Source organism: Ramlibacter tataouinensis, from assembly GCF_001580455.1.
In the GTDB taxonomy this organism is placed as follows: domain Bacteria; phylum Pseudomonadota; class Gammaproteobacteria; order Burkholderiales; family Burkholderiaceae_C; genus Ramlibacter; species Ramlibacter tataouinensis_B.
Genome location: NZ_CP010951.1, coordinates 4,434,627 through 4,447,685, shown reverse-complemented (window position 1 = coordinate 4,447,685; position 13,059 = coordinate 4,434,627). Strand labels below are relative to the sequence as shown.

The 13,059-nt window shown below is 68.6% G+C and carries 13 protein-coding genes; 9 read left to right on the top strand and 4 right to left on the bottom strand.

What is annotated here, in order from left to right; translation table 11 throughout:
- Positions 1 to 268: 268 nt before the first annotated feature.
- A complete protein-coding gene (locus tag UC35_RS20680; RefSeq protein WP_061503057.1) occupies positions 269 to 724 on the top strand; it encodes an SWIB/MDM2 domain-containing protein in 456 nt (151 codons plus the stop codon).
- A gap of 84 nt (positions 725 to 808) precedes the next feature.
- Here UC35_RS20680 and UC35_RS20675 read toward each other — a convergent pair whose 3' ends face one another.
- Positions 809 to 2,530 carry a thiamine pyrophosphate-binding protein gene (locus tag UC35_RS20675; protein WP_061503055.1) on the bottom strand — a complete coding sequence of 574 codons (1,722 nt, stop codon included), beginning with the start codon at positions 2,528 to 2,530 and terminating at the stop codon, positions 809 to 811.
- A 39-nt stretch (positions 2,531 to 2,569) separates the two neighbouring features.
- Here UC35_RS20675 and UC35_RS20670 point away from each other — a divergent pair, with 39 nt between their 5' ends.
- The 5 genes from UC35_RS20670 (at position 2,570) to UC35_RS20650 (ending at position 7,685) form a co-directional block, all read left to right on the top strand.
- Positions 2,570 to 3,220, top strand: coding sequence for a TetR/AcrR family transcriptional regulator (locus tag UC35_RS20670; RefSeq protein WP_061503053.1), 651 nt, complete (start codon positions 2,570 to 2,572; stop codon positions 3,218 to 3,220).
- Positions 3,221 to 3,332: 112 nt separating this feature from the next.
- Positions 3,333 to 4,313 carry a tripartite tricarboxylate transporter substrate binding protein gene (locus tag UC35_RS20665; RefSeq protein WP_082793416.1) on the top strand — a complete coding sequence of 327 codons (981 nt, stop codon included), beginning with the start codon at positions 3,333 to 3,335 and terminating at the stop codon, positions 4,311 to 4,313.
- 48 nt (positions 4,314 to 4,361) lie between these two features.
- Positions 4,362 to 5,525, top strand: a complete 1,164-nt coding sequence (locus tag UC35_RS20660; protein ID WP_061503051.1) for a Gfo/Idh/MocA family protein — start codon at positions 4,362 to 4,364, stop codon at positions 5,523 to 5,525.
- Between the two features lie 8 nt (positions 5,526 to 5,533).
- Entirely contained in the window at positions 5,534 to 6,721 is a 1,188-nt protein-coding gene (locus tag UC35_RS20655; RefSeq protein ID WP_061503049.1) for a dihydrodipicolinate synthase family protein, read from the top strand.
- Between the two features lie 85 nt (positions 6,722 to 6,806).
- Complete coding sequence (locus tag UC35_RS20650; RefSeq protein WP_061503047.1) at positions 6,807 to 7,685, top strand: sugar phosphate isomerase/epimerase family protein; 879 nt, start codon at positions 6,807 to 6,809, stop codon at positions 7,683 to 7,685.
- An 89-nt stretch (positions 7,686 to 7,774) separates the two neighbouring features.
- Here UC35_RS20650 and UC35_RS20645 read toward each other — a convergent pair whose 3' ends face one another.
- The 3 genes from UC35_RS20645 to UC35_RS20635 form a co-directional block, all read right to left on the bottom strand.
- Positions 7,775 to 8,302, bottom strand: coding sequence for a bactofilin family protein (locus UC35_RS20645; protein ID WP_061503045.1), 528 nt, complete (start codon positions 8,300 to 8,302; stop codon positions 7,775 to 7,777).
- Positions 8,303 to 8,494: 192 nt separating this feature from the next.
- Entirely contained in the window at positions 8,495 to 9,349 is an 855-nt protein-coding gene (locus UC35_RS20640) for a general secretion pathway protein GspB (protein WP_061503042.1), read from the bottom strand.
- A 2-nt stretch (positions 9,350 to 9,351) separates the two neighbouring features.
- Positions 9,352 to 10,959, bottom strand: a complete 1,608-nt coding sequence (locus UC35_RS20635; RefSeq protein WP_061503039.1) for an ExeA family protein — start codon at positions 10,957 to 10,959, stop codon at positions 9,352 to 9,354.
- Positions 10,960 to 11,084: 125 nt separating this feature from the next.
- Between UC35_RS20635 and UC35_RS20630 the strand changes: the two genes are divergently transcribed.
- From UC35_RS20630 to UC35_RS20620, 3 genes are all read left to right on the top strand, one after another.
- The gene (locus tag UC35_RS20630) at positions 11,085 to 11,540 is read left to right on the top strand and encodes an NUDIX domain-containing protein (protein ID WP_061503038.1); all 456 of its coding nucleotides are present in this window, start codon (positions 11,085 to 11,087) and stop codon (positions 11,538 to 11,540) included.
- Positions 11,541 to 11,680: 140 nt separating this feature from the next.
- Entirely contained in the window at positions 11,681 to 12,139 is a 459-nt protein-coding gene (locus tag UC35_RS20625; RefSeq protein ID WP_145979564.1) for a DnaJ domain-containing protein, read from the top strand.
- A 106-nt stretch (positions 12,140 to 12,245) separates the two neighbouring features.
- Complete coding sequence (locus UC35_RS20620; RefSeq protein ID WP_061503034.1) at positions 12,246 to 13,019, top strand: SDR family oxidoreductase; 774 nt, start codon at positions 12,246 to 12,248, stop codon at positions 13,017 to 13,019.
- Positions 13,020 to 13,059 lie beyond the last annotated feature (40 nt).

The following is a 13,059-nucleotide window of genomic DNA, read 5'->3' as shown; positions in this document are numbered from 1 at the left end:
CAGGCTCATCGCCTGCGCCGGGCCCAGGAGCCCGCTCTCGGGGAGCAGAACCTGGTGCGAAGGGGACCACCGTCAGCGTCGTGCAGCCGGCGATTTCCCGTTCTCCAGAGGGAAACAGGCCCTGATCTGCGAGTGAAAAAAACGACACGCCCCCTGGAAAATGGCCATTTCCCCCTTGGAAACGCATTTTTTTCCCAGTAGCATCGCAGTGCCGGAGGGGCTCATGGTTCCCACTGGTGGTCAATCAACTTCTAGAAGGAAATCAATCATGGCAACTGCAAAGAAAGCTGCGAAGAAGGCGCCCGCGAAAAAGGCCCCCGCGAAGAAGGCTGCTCCGGCCAAGAAGGCGGCGGCGAAGAAGGCCCCGGCGAAGAAGGCCGCACCGGCCAAGAAGGCTGTTGCGAAGAAGGCGGCGCCGGCCAAGAAGGCCGCTCCCGCGAAGAAGGCCGCCAAGGCCAAGGCCCCCGCGAAGAAGCGCACCCCGAACGCGGCGTTCATGAAGGCCCTCACGCCCAGCCCGCAACTGGCTGCCGTGGTCGGCGCTTCTCCCCTGCCCCGCACGGAAGTGGTGAGCAAGCTCTGGGCCTACATCAAGAAGAACAAGCTGCAGGACAGCGTCAACAAGCGCATGGTCAATGCCGACGCCAAGCTGAAGGAGATCTTCGGCAAGGCCCAGGTCTCGATGTTCGAGATGGCTGGCCTGATCGGCAAGCACGTCAAGTAAGAAGGCAACTGCACTTTCAAAAGGCCGGCTCGACCGGCCTTTTTCTTTTGCGGCCGGATGAACCGGCCTTTTTTCTTTTGCGCGTCAGCGCTTCTGCGCGGCGCTTCGAATGCCGCTCAGCGTGCCGCGGGTCGTGATCGCCTCGGGGTCGAGCGTGATCTCGATCAGCGTGCCCTGCGGGCGCTCGAGCGCGGCAAGGAGCTCGGGCTCGAACTGCTCGGTGCGCGCGATGCGCACGCCCGCGAAACCGTAGGCACGCGCGAGCGCGGCGAAGTCGGGGTTGGCCAGCTGCGAGCCGCTCACGTGCGCCGGAAACTCGCGCTCCTGGTGCATTCGGATGGTGCCGTACATGCCGTTGTTGAGCAGCACGACGATGCACTTGGCGCCGTACTGCGCCGCGGTCGCGAGTTCCTGCCCGTTCATGAGGAAATCGCCATCGCCCGCCATGACCAGCGCCAGGCGCCCGCTTTCCAGGCTGGCGGCAATGCCCGCCGGCACTCCATACCCCATGGCGCCGACCGTCGGCGCCAACTGCGTCTTCAGGCCCTTGGCGAGCCCGTGGTGCCTGAAGTAGCGGTGCACCCAGCTCGCGAAATTGCCGGCCCCGTTGGTGAGCACTGCGTCGGCCGGCAGGTGCTTCTTCAGTACGCCGACGATGGCCGGCATGTCGGCCAGCCCGCGCTCGCTGTCGCCCGGAAGGTGCGGCAGCGCCTGCGGCTGCAGGTTGGCCTCATAGTCCGCGCGCGCGGATTCGCTCCACGCGGTCCACGCGACCTGCCCAGGCGGCTCCATCGCATCAAGCGAAAACGCCGCCGCATTCATCGTCGCCAGCATCGCCAGGTCGGCTTGGTAGACGCGGTTCAGCTCCTCGGCACTGGCGTGGATGTGAACCAGCTTCTGGCGCGGCCTGGGCACGTCCAGCAGCGTGTAGCCGCTGGTGGTCATCTCTCCCAGCCGGGGACCGACCGCGATCACCAGGTCGCTTTCCTTGATACGCGCGGCCAGCTTTGGGTTGATGCCGATGCCGACGTCACCCGCGTACAGCGGGTGGTGGTTGTCGAAGGTGTCCTGGAAGCGGAAGGCATTGCCCACGGGCAACTGCCACTTCTCGGCGAAGCGCTGCAGGGCCTGCGCCGCCTGCGGCGTCCAGCCGCCGCCGCCCGCGATCACGAAGGGACGGCTGGACTGCAGCAGCATCCCGCGCAACCTGACCATCGCGCCCGGGTCGGCCCATGCGGCGACGGGCTCGACACGCGGCAGCGGCCGCGCGCGCGTGGGGCGCACCAGCATGTCCTCGGGCAGCACCAGCACGACCGGCCCCGGCCGGCCGTTCATCGCGGTGGCGAACGCGCGGGCGATGTACTCGGGGATGCGCTCTGGATCGTCGATGCGCTCCACCCGCTTGGCCATGCCCTTGGTACTGGGGCCGAAGAAACTCTGGAAGTCGAGCTCCTGGAAGGCTTCGCGGTCGCGCTGCTCGACAGCGACGTCGCCCACGAACAGGACCATGGGCGTCGAGTCCTGGAAAGCCGTGTGCACCCCGATCGAAGCGTTGGTCGCGCCCGGGGCGCGGGTGACGAAGCACACGCCGGGGCGGTTGGTGAGCTTGCCGACCGCCTCCGCCATGAAGGCCGCACCGCCTTCCTGCCGGTTGACGATGAACTGGATGCTGTCGCGATACTCGTGGAACCCGTCGAGCACGGCGAGGAAGCTTTCGCCGGGAACACCGAAAGCGCGGGCGACGCCCTGGGCGATCAGACATTCGACGATCAGGTGGCCTGCAAGTTGCTGCGTGTCTTCTGCCATGTGCTTGACTTAATTAACCAACAAGTGAATTATTGCGCCATGCCTCGAGACCCCAGTCCCGCCACGGAAGAGCGCGTGCGCGATGCCGACCGCTCCCAGAGCACCATCCTAGCAGCGGCCCGCGACGAATTTGCCGAGTCCGGCCTCGGCGGCGCGCGCATGGACCGCATCGCCGAACGCGCGGGCCTGAACAAGCGCCTGATCTACTACTACTTCGAGGACAAGGAGAAGCTGTTCCAGGCGGTGCTGGAGCAGGCCTACCGCGACATCCGCGCGGAGGAGGCGCAGCTGCACCTGCTGGACCTCGATCCGGCCACCGCGGTGCGGCGCCTGATCGAGTTCACCTGGGACTACTACCTGGCGCATCCCGAGTTCATGACCCTGCTGAACAGCGCCAACCTGCACAGGGCGCGCCACCTGCAAGGTTCCCAGCGGGCCCGCGAGCTGAACTCGCCGCTGATCGACACGCTGGCGGCGGTGCTGGAACGGGGCCGCCGGGACGGCGTGTTCCGCGGCGGCGTGGACCCGGTGCAGCTGTATGTGTCGATCGCCGGCCTGTCGTACTTCTACCTGTCCAACACCCACACGCTGTCGGCGATCTTCGGCCGCGACCTGATGACGCCCAAGGCGCGCAGCGAGCGGCTGTCGCACATGACGGACGTGATCCTCGGCTACCTGCTGAGAAGCTGATTTTCCGCCTCGGCCGCAGGGGCTTGCACCAGCCGATGCCTTGCCTATAATTCACCATTCAGTGAATTAACAAGACTCCCTTCCACAACCCACAAACCCCAGGAGACAAGTCATGACGTTCACCCGCCGCGCCCTCGCTGCCGCCATCGCCGGCCTCGCACTGGCCGCTCCGTTCGCAGCCTCCGCCCAGAACGGCTACCCGAACAAGCCGATCCGCGTGATCGTGCCCTTCGCCGCCGGCAGCACCACGGACATCATCGCCCGCGCCATCGGCGACAAGATGAGCCAGAGCCTGGGCCAGACGCTGGTCATCGAGAACAAGGCCGGCGCCAGCGGCACCATCGGCCAGGCCCAGGTCGCGAGCGCCACGCCAGACGGCTATACGATCATGATCCACTCCTCCTCGCACACGGTCAGCCCGCACACCTTCGCCAAGCTGCCGTTCGACACCGAAAAGGACTTCGTCGGCATCACCCCGATCTCCTCCACGCCCAACGTGCTGGTGATCTCGCCGTCCAAGAACATCAAGAGCCTGAAGGACCTGCTGGCCGCCGCCCACGCCAAACCCGGCAGCATGAACTTCGCCTCCGCCGGCCAGGGCAGCGCCACCCACCTGAACGCCGAGAAGTTCAAGCTGGCCGCCAAGATCGACACCCAGAACATCCCCTTCAAGGGCTCGGCCGAAGCCGTCACCGAAGTCATGGCCGGCCGCGTGGACTACTACTTCTCGCCCATCGCGCCGGTCATCGGCCAGATCAAGAACGGCCAGCTGCTGGCGCTGGCCGTCGGCTCGCCCAAGCGCGCGGCCGCCCTGCCCGAGGTGCCCACCACGGCCGAGGCCGGCGTGCCGGGCTCGGAATTCAACTTCTGGATCGGCATGATGGCCCCGGCCAAGACGCCCAGGGAAGTCGTCGACCGCCTGAACGCCGAGGTGATCAAGGCGCTGAACACACCCGAGGTCAAGGAGCGCTTCGCCGCCCTGGGCGCCGACGCCTGGACGCTCAAGCCTGAGCAGTTCGACGCCTACATCCGCGACGAGATCAAGAGCAACGCCGCACTGGTCAAGGCCGCCGGCCTCGAGGTGCACAAGTAAACAACAGAAAAGCCGGCCCTTGCGGGCCGGCTCCTTGAAAGGTTTTCCATGGCTACTCAACGACTTGGAATCATCATGCACGGCGTCACCGGACGCATGGGCATGAACCAGCACCTGATCCGCTCCATCGTCGCCATCCGCAGCCAGGGCGGCGTCACCCTGTCGAACGGCGACAAGGTCATGCCCGACCCGATCCTGATCGGCCGCAATGCCGAGAAGATCGAGGCGCTGGCCAAGGCCCATGGCATCGCACGCTGGGGCACCGACCTGGACGCCGCGCTCGCCAATTCGGACGACACGGTGTTCTTCGACGCCGGCACCACGCAAATGCGCCCCAAGCTGCTGGCCAAGGCGCTGCGCGCCCGCAAGCACGTGTACTGCGAGAAGCCGATCGCCACCACGCTCGGCGAGGCGGTGGAGATCGCCAAGCTCGCCGAGAAGTCGGGCATGAAGCACGGCGCGGTGCAGGACAAGCTGTTCCTGCCGGGCCTGCGCAAGCTGGACATGCTGCGCCGCTCCGGCTTCTTCGGCCGCATGCTCTCGCTGCGCCTGGAGTTCGGCTACTGGGTGTTCGAGGGCGACCTGCAGCCGATCCAGCGCCCCAGCTGGAACTACCGCACCGAGGACGGCGGCGGCATGATCCTGGACATGATGTGCCACTGGCGCTACGTGCTGGACAACCTCTTCGGCCAGGTGAAATCCATCTCCTGCCTGGGCGCGACCCACATCCCCGAGCGCTGGGACGAACAGGGCAACAAGTACCAGGCCACGGCCGACGACGCGGCCTACGCGATCGCCGAGCTGGTGGGCCATGACGGAGAGCCCATCATCGCGCAGCTGAACATGTCCTGGGCCACCCGCGTTCGCCGCGACGACCTGGTGACCTTCCATGTCGACGGCACGCACGGCTCCGCCGTGGCGAGCCTGACCGAGTGCCGCGCGCAAAGCCGAGTGGCCACGCCGCGGCCGGTGTGGAACCCGGAAGTCAAGCAGCCGATGAACTTCTTCGACCAGTGGCAGGAAGTGCCGGACACAGAGTTCTACGACAACGGCTTCAAGATCCAATGGGAAGCCTTCATCCGCCACGTGGTGGAGAACGCCCCGTACAAGTGGACCCTGCCGGAAGGCGCCAAGGGCGTGCAACTGGTCGAGGCCGCGCTGCAAAGCTGGAAGGAACGCCGCTTCGTCGACGTGCCGACCCTCCAGATCTGAGGACTGCCATGGCCCTGACGCTGAAGCTGCCCACTCCCGCGGGCGCACTGGAGACCTATGCGCTGCGCGGCGCCGCGCCGGTCAAGCCGGCCGCCGGCGTGAAGTTCAACCGCATCGCCTACTCCGCTGCCCACGTCGTTGCCGACCCGCGCGCGGCCGTCGACCCCTGGCTCGCATCCGCGGTCGACTGGGACGCCACCATCGCCTACCGCCGGCGCCTGTGGTCGCTGGGCCTGGGCGTGGCCGAGGCCATGGACACCGCCCAGCGCGGCATGGGCCTGGACTGGCCGACCTCGCTGGAACTGATCCGGCGCTCGCTGGACGCCGCGCGTGACGTGCCGGGCGCCCTGGTCGCCTCCGGCTGCGGCACCGACCACCTCGCTCCCGAGGCCGCGAAGGGCGTGGACGACGTGATCCGCGCCTACGAAGAGCAGATGGCCGCCATCGAAAAGCTCGGGGGCAAGCTGATCGTGATGGCCAGCCGCGCGCTGGCGCGCGTGGCCACGGGTCCCGCCGACTACGAGAAGGTCTACGGCCGCATCCTGTCGCAGGCGAAGCAGCCGGTCGTCCTGCACTGGCTGGGCGACATGTTCGACCCGGCCCTGGCCGGCTACTGGGGCACCGCGGATGTCGACGCAGCGATGGACACCGCGCTGGGCATCATCGCCGCCCATGCCGACAAGGTCGACGGCATCAAGATCTCCCTGCTGGACAAGGGCAAGGAAATCGCCATGCGCCGCCGCCTGCCCGCGGGCGTACGCATGTACACCGGCGACGACTTCAACTACGCCGAGCTGATCGCCGGCGACGGCTGGGGCCGGGAAGCGGTGCACGGCAAGAGCGACGCGCTGCTGGGCATCTTCGACGCGATTGCTCCCGCCGCCAGCGCGGCCCTGGGCGAGTTGGCGCAAGGCAACCTGGAGCGCTTCCACGCCATCCTGGGCCCGACCGTGCCGCTGTCGCGCCACATCTTCGCGGCGCCCACCCGCTTCTACAAAACGGGCGTGGTGTTCATGGCCTGGCTCAATGGCCACCAGTCGCACTTCACCATGGTGGGCGGCCAGCAAAGCACGCGCAGCCTTCCGCACTTCACCGAGCTGTTCCGTCTGGCCGATGCGGCCAACCTGCTGGAGCAGCCGGAACTTGCCGTGCAGCGCATGAAAACGCTGCTCGCGCTTCACGGGGTTGAGGAATGACGCCCCCACGTTTGCGGCTGCGCCGCTGCACTGCCCCCCAAGGGGGCTCAGGCCTGCCTAGGGGCGGCCCGTCGGAGGCCTGCTGATGAGGGACTTCTCGCAAGACCACCGCTGGCTGTCGATCAACACGGCGACGGTGCGCAAGAGCCGCGGCATGGACCTGCCACTGCCGGACATCATCGAGGCCTGCGCGCGGCGCGGCATACGCGCCATCTCGCCCTGGCGCGACCAGGTCCAGGCGGCCGGTCTGGCCGAGGTCTCCCGGCTGGTGCGCACGCACGGCCTGGCGCTGTCGGGCTATTGCCGAGGTGGCATGTTTCCGGCCGCCGACGCGGCCGGCCTGAAGGCCGCGCGGGATGACAACCGCCGCGCGGTGGACGAAGCGGCCGAGCTGAACGCGTCCTGCCTGGTACTGGTGGTGGGTGGCCTCCCCGGCGCCCTGCAGGGCAAGGCCGCGCACAAGGACATCGCGCTGGCGCGCCACCAAGTGAGCGAGGGCATCGCCGAGCTGCTGGAATACGCCAGGCAGGCGAAGATGCCGCTGGCCATCGAGCCGCTGCACCCCATGTACGCGGCCGACCGCGCCTGCGTCAACACGATGGAGCAGGCGCTGGACATCTGCGACGCGCTGGACCCCGGCAGGACCGGCGCCCTGGGTGCCGCCGTGGACGTGTACCACGTGTGGTGGGACCCGAAGCTTTCGCAGCAAATCAAGCGCGCCGGCAAGGAGCGCCTGCTGGCCTTCCACGTGTGCGACTGGCTCACGCCAACCACCGACCTGCTCAACGATCGCGGCATGATGGGCGACGGCGTCATTGACATCCCGTGCATCCGCGGCTGGGTCGAGGCGCAGGGCTTCGCCGGCTACAGCGAAGTCGAGATCTTCTCTACCGGCAACTGGTGGCAGCGCGCGCACGACGAGGTGCTGGACACCTGCATCGCGCGTCACAAGATCGCGGTCTAGCAAAAAAGATCGGGGAGGCCCGGCGATGCCGGTACCTCCCCGCTGATCACTTGCCGAAGTCGCGCAGCGACTTCTTGCAGTGAATGGGATTACGCGTTGGCGACGCGCAGGCCCTTGTCGGACGTCCCGCGGTTGGCGGCCTGGGCGACGTTCGCACCGATTTCGCCGGAGAGCTGGCCGCCCTCTTCGACCACCAGCTTGCCATAGCGCACGGTGCCGGTGACCTTGCCGGTCGAGTAGATCACCAGCTTCTGGCGAACCGTCAGGTTGCCTTCGAACTGGCCGTGGATCTCGGCGATGTCGATCTCGGCGGAACCCTTGAACGCGCCGCGCTCGGAAATCTGGATCACGCGCGAGTCCATCGTGGCCTCGACATAACCCTCAACCACGAGCGTGTCGCAGTCGGTGATCTCGACACCCTTGAGCTTGATATTGGGGCCGACGGTCAGCTTGCTCTCGCCTTCCTTCGCCGTGTTCGCGGCAGGCACGACAGGGGCTGCCGTAGCGGCGACGATGTTGCTGCCGCCCGCGGCCGCGACGGCGTTCGGGCTGGTCGTCGTGCCGCGCACGTTTTCTTCGCGCTTGTTGTTGTTGAAGAAGGGGGATTGCAGTGCCATTGGGTACTTCCTCTGTTGAGTAGCGTTGACAGGAAGAAGCGATGCTACGGATGACCTCCGCGAGAGGAAAGGCGAAGGACGCAAGATCAGTAACTAAATTCGTGGCCCGATACCCACTCGACCAGAGGCCTCCGTGATGAATTCACGCGTTTGCGTCAACGTGTGTTGCGCACCACCGGAAAACGGACGAGTTCAGTACGCGATGTTGTAGCGCGAGCCCTTGAATTTCAGCACGACAGTCCGCGCCTTGATCTCCTCTACTGTCACGCCGGGCGCGATCTCGCTGCCCTCGTTGAACACCTGCCCGTTGACGATCAGCATGCGCTGCGCCGGGCTGGTCGAGTACACCCCGCCGCTGATGGCGATCTTCGGCGCGTCGCCCGGCAGGCCCGCCGTCGGGGGCGCCGGCGTGTTCGCCGGGGCAGGAGGCGCCGGCGGCTGCGGCGCGGCTTGAATCAGCGGGACCGCCGGCGCAGGCGCGACAGGAGCGGGCGCGGCGGTGTTGGGCGAAACGGGTGCCGGCAATGGCGGGGGCGCAGGCGCTGCCGGGGCCGGTGCTGGCGGCGCGGCAGGCGGCGGAGGCGGCGTGGCGGCAGCAGGGGCTGCGGGCGCGGGCGTTGGCGTGGGGGGCGTGCCGGTCGGTCCGGCGGCCGTCCCGCGCGCGGTGCGTCCCTGCTCAGGATTGACCTGCGCCAGTTGCGTCCTGGGCGGCTCCTCGCGCATGGCGGGCGGTGGCTGGATGGCCGCCGCGGGAACGACGCCGGCGCCGACGACAGGCGCCACGGCAGCCGGCGCCGGCGCATGGGCCGGCTCGCTCACGGCGGCGGTCTGCGTCCCCTGGACCGGATCGCCGCGCCAGGCCAACCAGCCCGCCGCCAGCAGCAGCGCCGCCAGCACCGCACCCCCGGCCAGCCAGGCCGGCCGGCCGGTGAAGCGGCGTGCGGGCGATAGCTCGGCGGCCGGGAAGGCCTGGGCATGAATGCCGCGCGCAGGGTCCCGCTCGCGTTGCGCGTCGGCCTTTCGGAGCGCATCGAGGATGTACGACATGGTCAGTGCCCCGTTTGCAGGCGCGGCTCGTCGGCACCGCCCGCGCGATTGAGTTGCATGAAGGTCATGGGACCGGGCTGCCCGTCGGCCTGCAGGCCTTGCGCCACCTGGAAGGCGCGCAACTGGGCCCGCAGGGACGCGTCCAGCGTGCTGGGCGCCTGCGGCGCAGGCCGGCCGTTGGCCGTGGCCAGCCGCTGCGCGATCCAGTCCACCAGTTCACCGCGCGCGCCGGATCGCTCGCCATAGCCTGGCGGCGTGCGCCAGAGCGTGGCGAACTCTCCCTGCCAGCGATCGGCCAGCGCTGCGAGCGTCACGGTCTGTTCGGTGCCGTCGGCGCGCAGCGTGGCGGTGTCGCGCGTCAAGCCGGTCAGCAAGGCGTAGCGCGGCGCGCCGTGCTGCGCATCCAACGTGATGATCCCGGGACGCCCCAACTCGCGGATCAGGCCCAGGGTGAGGTTGCGGTTGAAACATTGCAGCTGCTGCCTGGCCAAAGCCTGGCACGGCTCCCCCGCGCCCGGTTCAGCCTTCCACATCTGCGCCAGCTCGCGCCAGGCATCGGCGGGGTCGGACAGCAGACGCGCCGGCTGCAAGGCGACCGGCTGCACCGGCACGGCGACCGGCGCTGCCGCGGCGCTGGCGGGGGCGGCGGACGGTACCGGTGCGAGCGCCTGCGCGTCGACGATGGACCCGGGCTCCTCGAGCAGCGCGCGGCTCGCGGCGGCATACAGGCCGGCGCCGATGGCCAGGCCCAGTCCCAGGATCGCGGCCGCATGGCGCGCCGTCGCGGGCGCCGGCTTGCGAGCGCCGAACACCTCGTGGGCGGCCTTGTCCACGGTGCTGCGGTCGATGGTGGCGCGCGAAGTCGCGAAGGCGCCCAGCAAGGCGCGGTCGCACAGCAGGTTGATGCGGCGCGGCACGCCCTCGCTGAGCTGATGGATGCGCCGGATGGACCGCGCTTCGAAGGGCAAGGGCCGCTCCAGTCCCGCGACATCCAGCCGGTGCCGGATGTACTGGCCCGTCTCCGGCGCGGACAGCGCCTCGAGGTGGTAGCGCGCGATCACGCGCTGCGCCAGCTGCTCCATTTCCGGCCGCTCCACCATCTCACGCAGCTCCGGTTGCCCGATCAGGATGATTTGCAGCAGCTTGCGCTCGCTGGTCTCCAGGTTGGTCAGCAGCCGCAGTTGCTCCAGCACTTCGGCCGAGAGGTTCTGCGCCTCGTCGATGATGAGGACGTTGTTGCGGCCCGCCGCATGCGACTGGAGCAGGAACTGGTTGAGCCGGTCGACGTAGCACTTGACCGTGGCACCGGGGGCTGGCCGTTCGATGCGGAACTCCTCGCACACCGAATCCAGCAGCTCCGTCGCCGTGAGCTTGGGATTGAAGATGTAGGCGACATTGCAGTGCGACGGGATCTGCGCAAGAAACAGCCGGCATAACGTGGTCTTGCCGGTGCCGATCTCGCCGGTGAGCAGCACGAAGCCGCCGCCCCCGCCGAGGCCATACAGCAGGTGCGCCAGCGCCTCCCGGTGCCGCTCGCTCATGAAGAGGTAGCGCGGATCGGGCGCGATCGAGAAGGGCTCGTGTTTCAGCCCGAAGTAGGAGGCGTACATGGGTTGGGGGTTTCCAGCCCCAAGGATAGCGCCAGCCGGGGCGCCGAAGGGGCGTCCGTCCAGCCCGCAGCCGACGCAGCGGACGGGCGCCCCACCCTCCGCACGTTGAAGGTAAGCTGCAAGGCATGAGCAAAAGCGCCGGGCTGCTGATGTATCGCCGCGCGCCTCATGGCTGCCTGCAGGTGCTGCTCGCCCATCCCGGCGGCCCCTATTGGCGCGGCAAGGATGCCGGCGCCTGGACCATCCCCAAGGGCGAATACGTCGCCCCGGAGGAGCCGCTGGCCGCGGCGCTGCGCGAGTGGGGCGAGGAGACCGGCTTCGACGCCTCACCACCCTTCATGCCTCTCGGCGAGGTGGCGCAAAAGAGCGGCAAGCGCGTGAGCGCTTGGGCATTCGCCGGGGACTGCGATCCCGGCGCCATGCGCTGCAACACCTTCGAGATCGAATGGCCGCCGCGCTCCGGCCGCATGCAGAGTTTTCCGGAGATCGACCGCCTCGCCTGGTTCGGGCTGGACGAGGCCCGCCAGCGCATTCACGCGGCGCAAGCAGCCTTCCTCGACCGGCTCGAGCGCGCGCTGTAGCCCCGTCCACTGCGGACTGGCCTGTCGGCGGCGCGCCACACCGCGACAGCGACAGATGGCCGGATCCCGGAGGCGGCTCGCTATACTTTCCGTAGCAAGTGGCGCGCGTGGACCACGCGCGTGCGCTGCACAGCCAACCGATGAGCGCCGAAACCGCGACCTATTACGACATCCTGCAGGTGAGCCGCCGTGCTCGTCCGGAGGGCGTGCGCGCCGCTTACCGGCGGCTGGCGCAGCGCTACCACCCCGACAAGATGCCGGGCAATGCCGACGCGCAGCGGGTGATGGCCGCCTTGAACGAAGCCTATGCGGTGCTGTCCGACCCGCAGCAGCGCGCGCGCTATGACCAGGTCATCGCGCAAGCGCAATCCCAGCGGCGCCTCGCGCGCCAGCATCTGCTGGAGCGACTGGACGACCCCGGCGCGGCGTGGCCGTGGTACCTGCTGCTCGCCACGGTCGCGTTCTGCACCGCGGCGGTCGGTGTGGTGGCCTACAAGAACTACGTGCCCGGCGCCTCCACCCCGGCGCACGCGGTATCGACCGCAGCCGCCGCATCCCCCGCGCCCGCATCGCGGCCGCTCAAGCTGGTCAGCAACTGAGCTGAACCCGCCCTGGCCTTCGCGGGCTGTCGCCTGCGTGGCTTCGCGCGGGTGGCGTTCGCGCCCATACTGGCAGGATTCATCGACGATCAATCGGAGACAGCTCATGGAGATTCAAGGCAAGGTCGCGATCGTGACCGGCGGCGCCAGCGGCATCGGCGCAGCGCTGGCCAGGCGATTTGCCCAGGACGGCGCGCGCGGGGTGGTCGTGGCCGACCTGGACCTGGCCGGTGCGCAGGCCGTGGCGCGGGATATCGGCGCCCTCGCCGTGCGCTGCGACGTGAGCCGCGAAGCCGACATCCAGTCGCTGGTCGCCGCCGCCAACGAGCGCTTCGGCCAGGTGGACGTCTTCATGTCGAACGCCGGCATCCTGGGCCGCCTGGGCGGCATCGAGCTCGAAGACGCCCTCTGGGAAAAGATGTGGCAGGTGCACGGCATGGCCCACGTGTGGGCGGCGCGCGCCGTGGTGCCCGGCATGGTGGCGCGCGGCGAAGGCTATTTCGTGGTCACGGCCTCGGCGGCAGGCCTGCTGAACATCGTCGAATCGGCGCCTTACGGCGTCACCAAGCACGCCGCCGTGGCGTTCGCGGAATGGCTTCGCATCGCCTATGGCCGCCGCGGGCTGCACGTGTCCTGCCTGTGCCCGCAGTCGGTGCTGACCGGCATGACGCAGGGCGGCACCGGATCGGCGGGCGTGAACGGCGTGCTGACCGCCGAGCAAGTGGCCGGCGACGTGCTGGCGGCCATGCGCGACGAGCGGTTCCTGGTGCTGCCCCACCCGGAGGTGGCGCAGTACTTCCTCAAGAAGGCCCAGGACTACGACCGGTGGCTGGGCGGCATGCAGAAGCTGTACGCCGTCCACATGGATGGCAAGGGCTGAGCTACTTGCCGGACAAACCGACGGCGCCGGCGCCTGCCGC

Excerpts from the sequence above, each read along its gene's own strand:
- UC35_RS20660 (WP_061503051.1), top strand. The coding sequence starts at position 4,362 with ATGGCTACTCAACGACTTGGAATCATCATGCACGGCGTCACCGGACGC.
- UC35_RS20635 (WP_061503039.1), bottom strand. The coding sequence starts at position 10,959 with ATGTACGCCTCCTACTTCGGGCTGAAACACGAGCCCTTCTCGATCGCG.
- UC35_RS20640 (WP_061503042.1), bottom strand. The coding sequence starts at position 9,349 with ATGTCGTACATCCTCGATGCGCTCCGAAAGGCCGACGCGCAACGCGAG.
- UC35_RS20625 (WP_145979564.1), top strand. The coding sequence starts at position 11,681 with ATGAGCGCCGAAACCGCGACCTATTACGACATCCTGCAGGTGAGCCGC.
- UC35_RS20655 (WP_061503049.1), top strand. The coding sequence starts at position 5,534 with ATGGCCCTGACGCTGAAGCTGCCCACTCCCGCGGGCGCACTGGAGACC.
- UC35_RS20630 (WP_061503038.1), top strand. The coding sequence starts at position 11,085 with ATGAGCAAAAGCGCCGGGCTGCTGATGTATCGCCGCGCGCCTCATGGC.
- UC35_RS20650 (WP_061503047.1), top strand. The coding sequence starts at position 6,807 with ATGAGGGACTTCTCGCAAGACCACCGCTGGCTGTCGATCAACACGGCG.
- UC35_RS20665 (WP_082793416.1), top strand. The coding sequence starts at position 3,333 with ATGACGTTCACCCGCCGCGCCCTCGCTGCCGCCATCGCCGGCCTCGCA.
- UC35_RS20675 (WP_061503055.1), bottom strand. The coding sequence starts at position 2,530 with ATGGCAGAAGACACGCAGCAACTTGCAGGCCACCTGATCGTCGAATGT.
- UC35_RS20645 (WP_061503045.1), bottom strand. The coding sequence starts at position 8,302 with ATGGCACTGCAATCCCCCTTCTTCAACAACAACAAGCGCGAAGAAAAC.
- UC35_RS20670 (WP_061503053.1), top strand. The coding sequence starts at position 2,570 with ATGCCTCGAGACCCCAGTCCCGCCACGGAAGAGCGCGTGCGCGATGCC.
- UC35_RS20680 (WP_061503057.1), top strand. The coding sequence starts at position 269 with ATGGCAACTGCAAAGAAAGCTGCGAAGAAGGCGCCCGCGAAAAAGGCC.
- UC35_RS20620 (WP_061503034.1), top strand. The coding sequence starts at position 12,246 with ATGGAGATTCAAGGCAAGGTCGCGATCGTGACCGGCGGCGCCAGCGGC.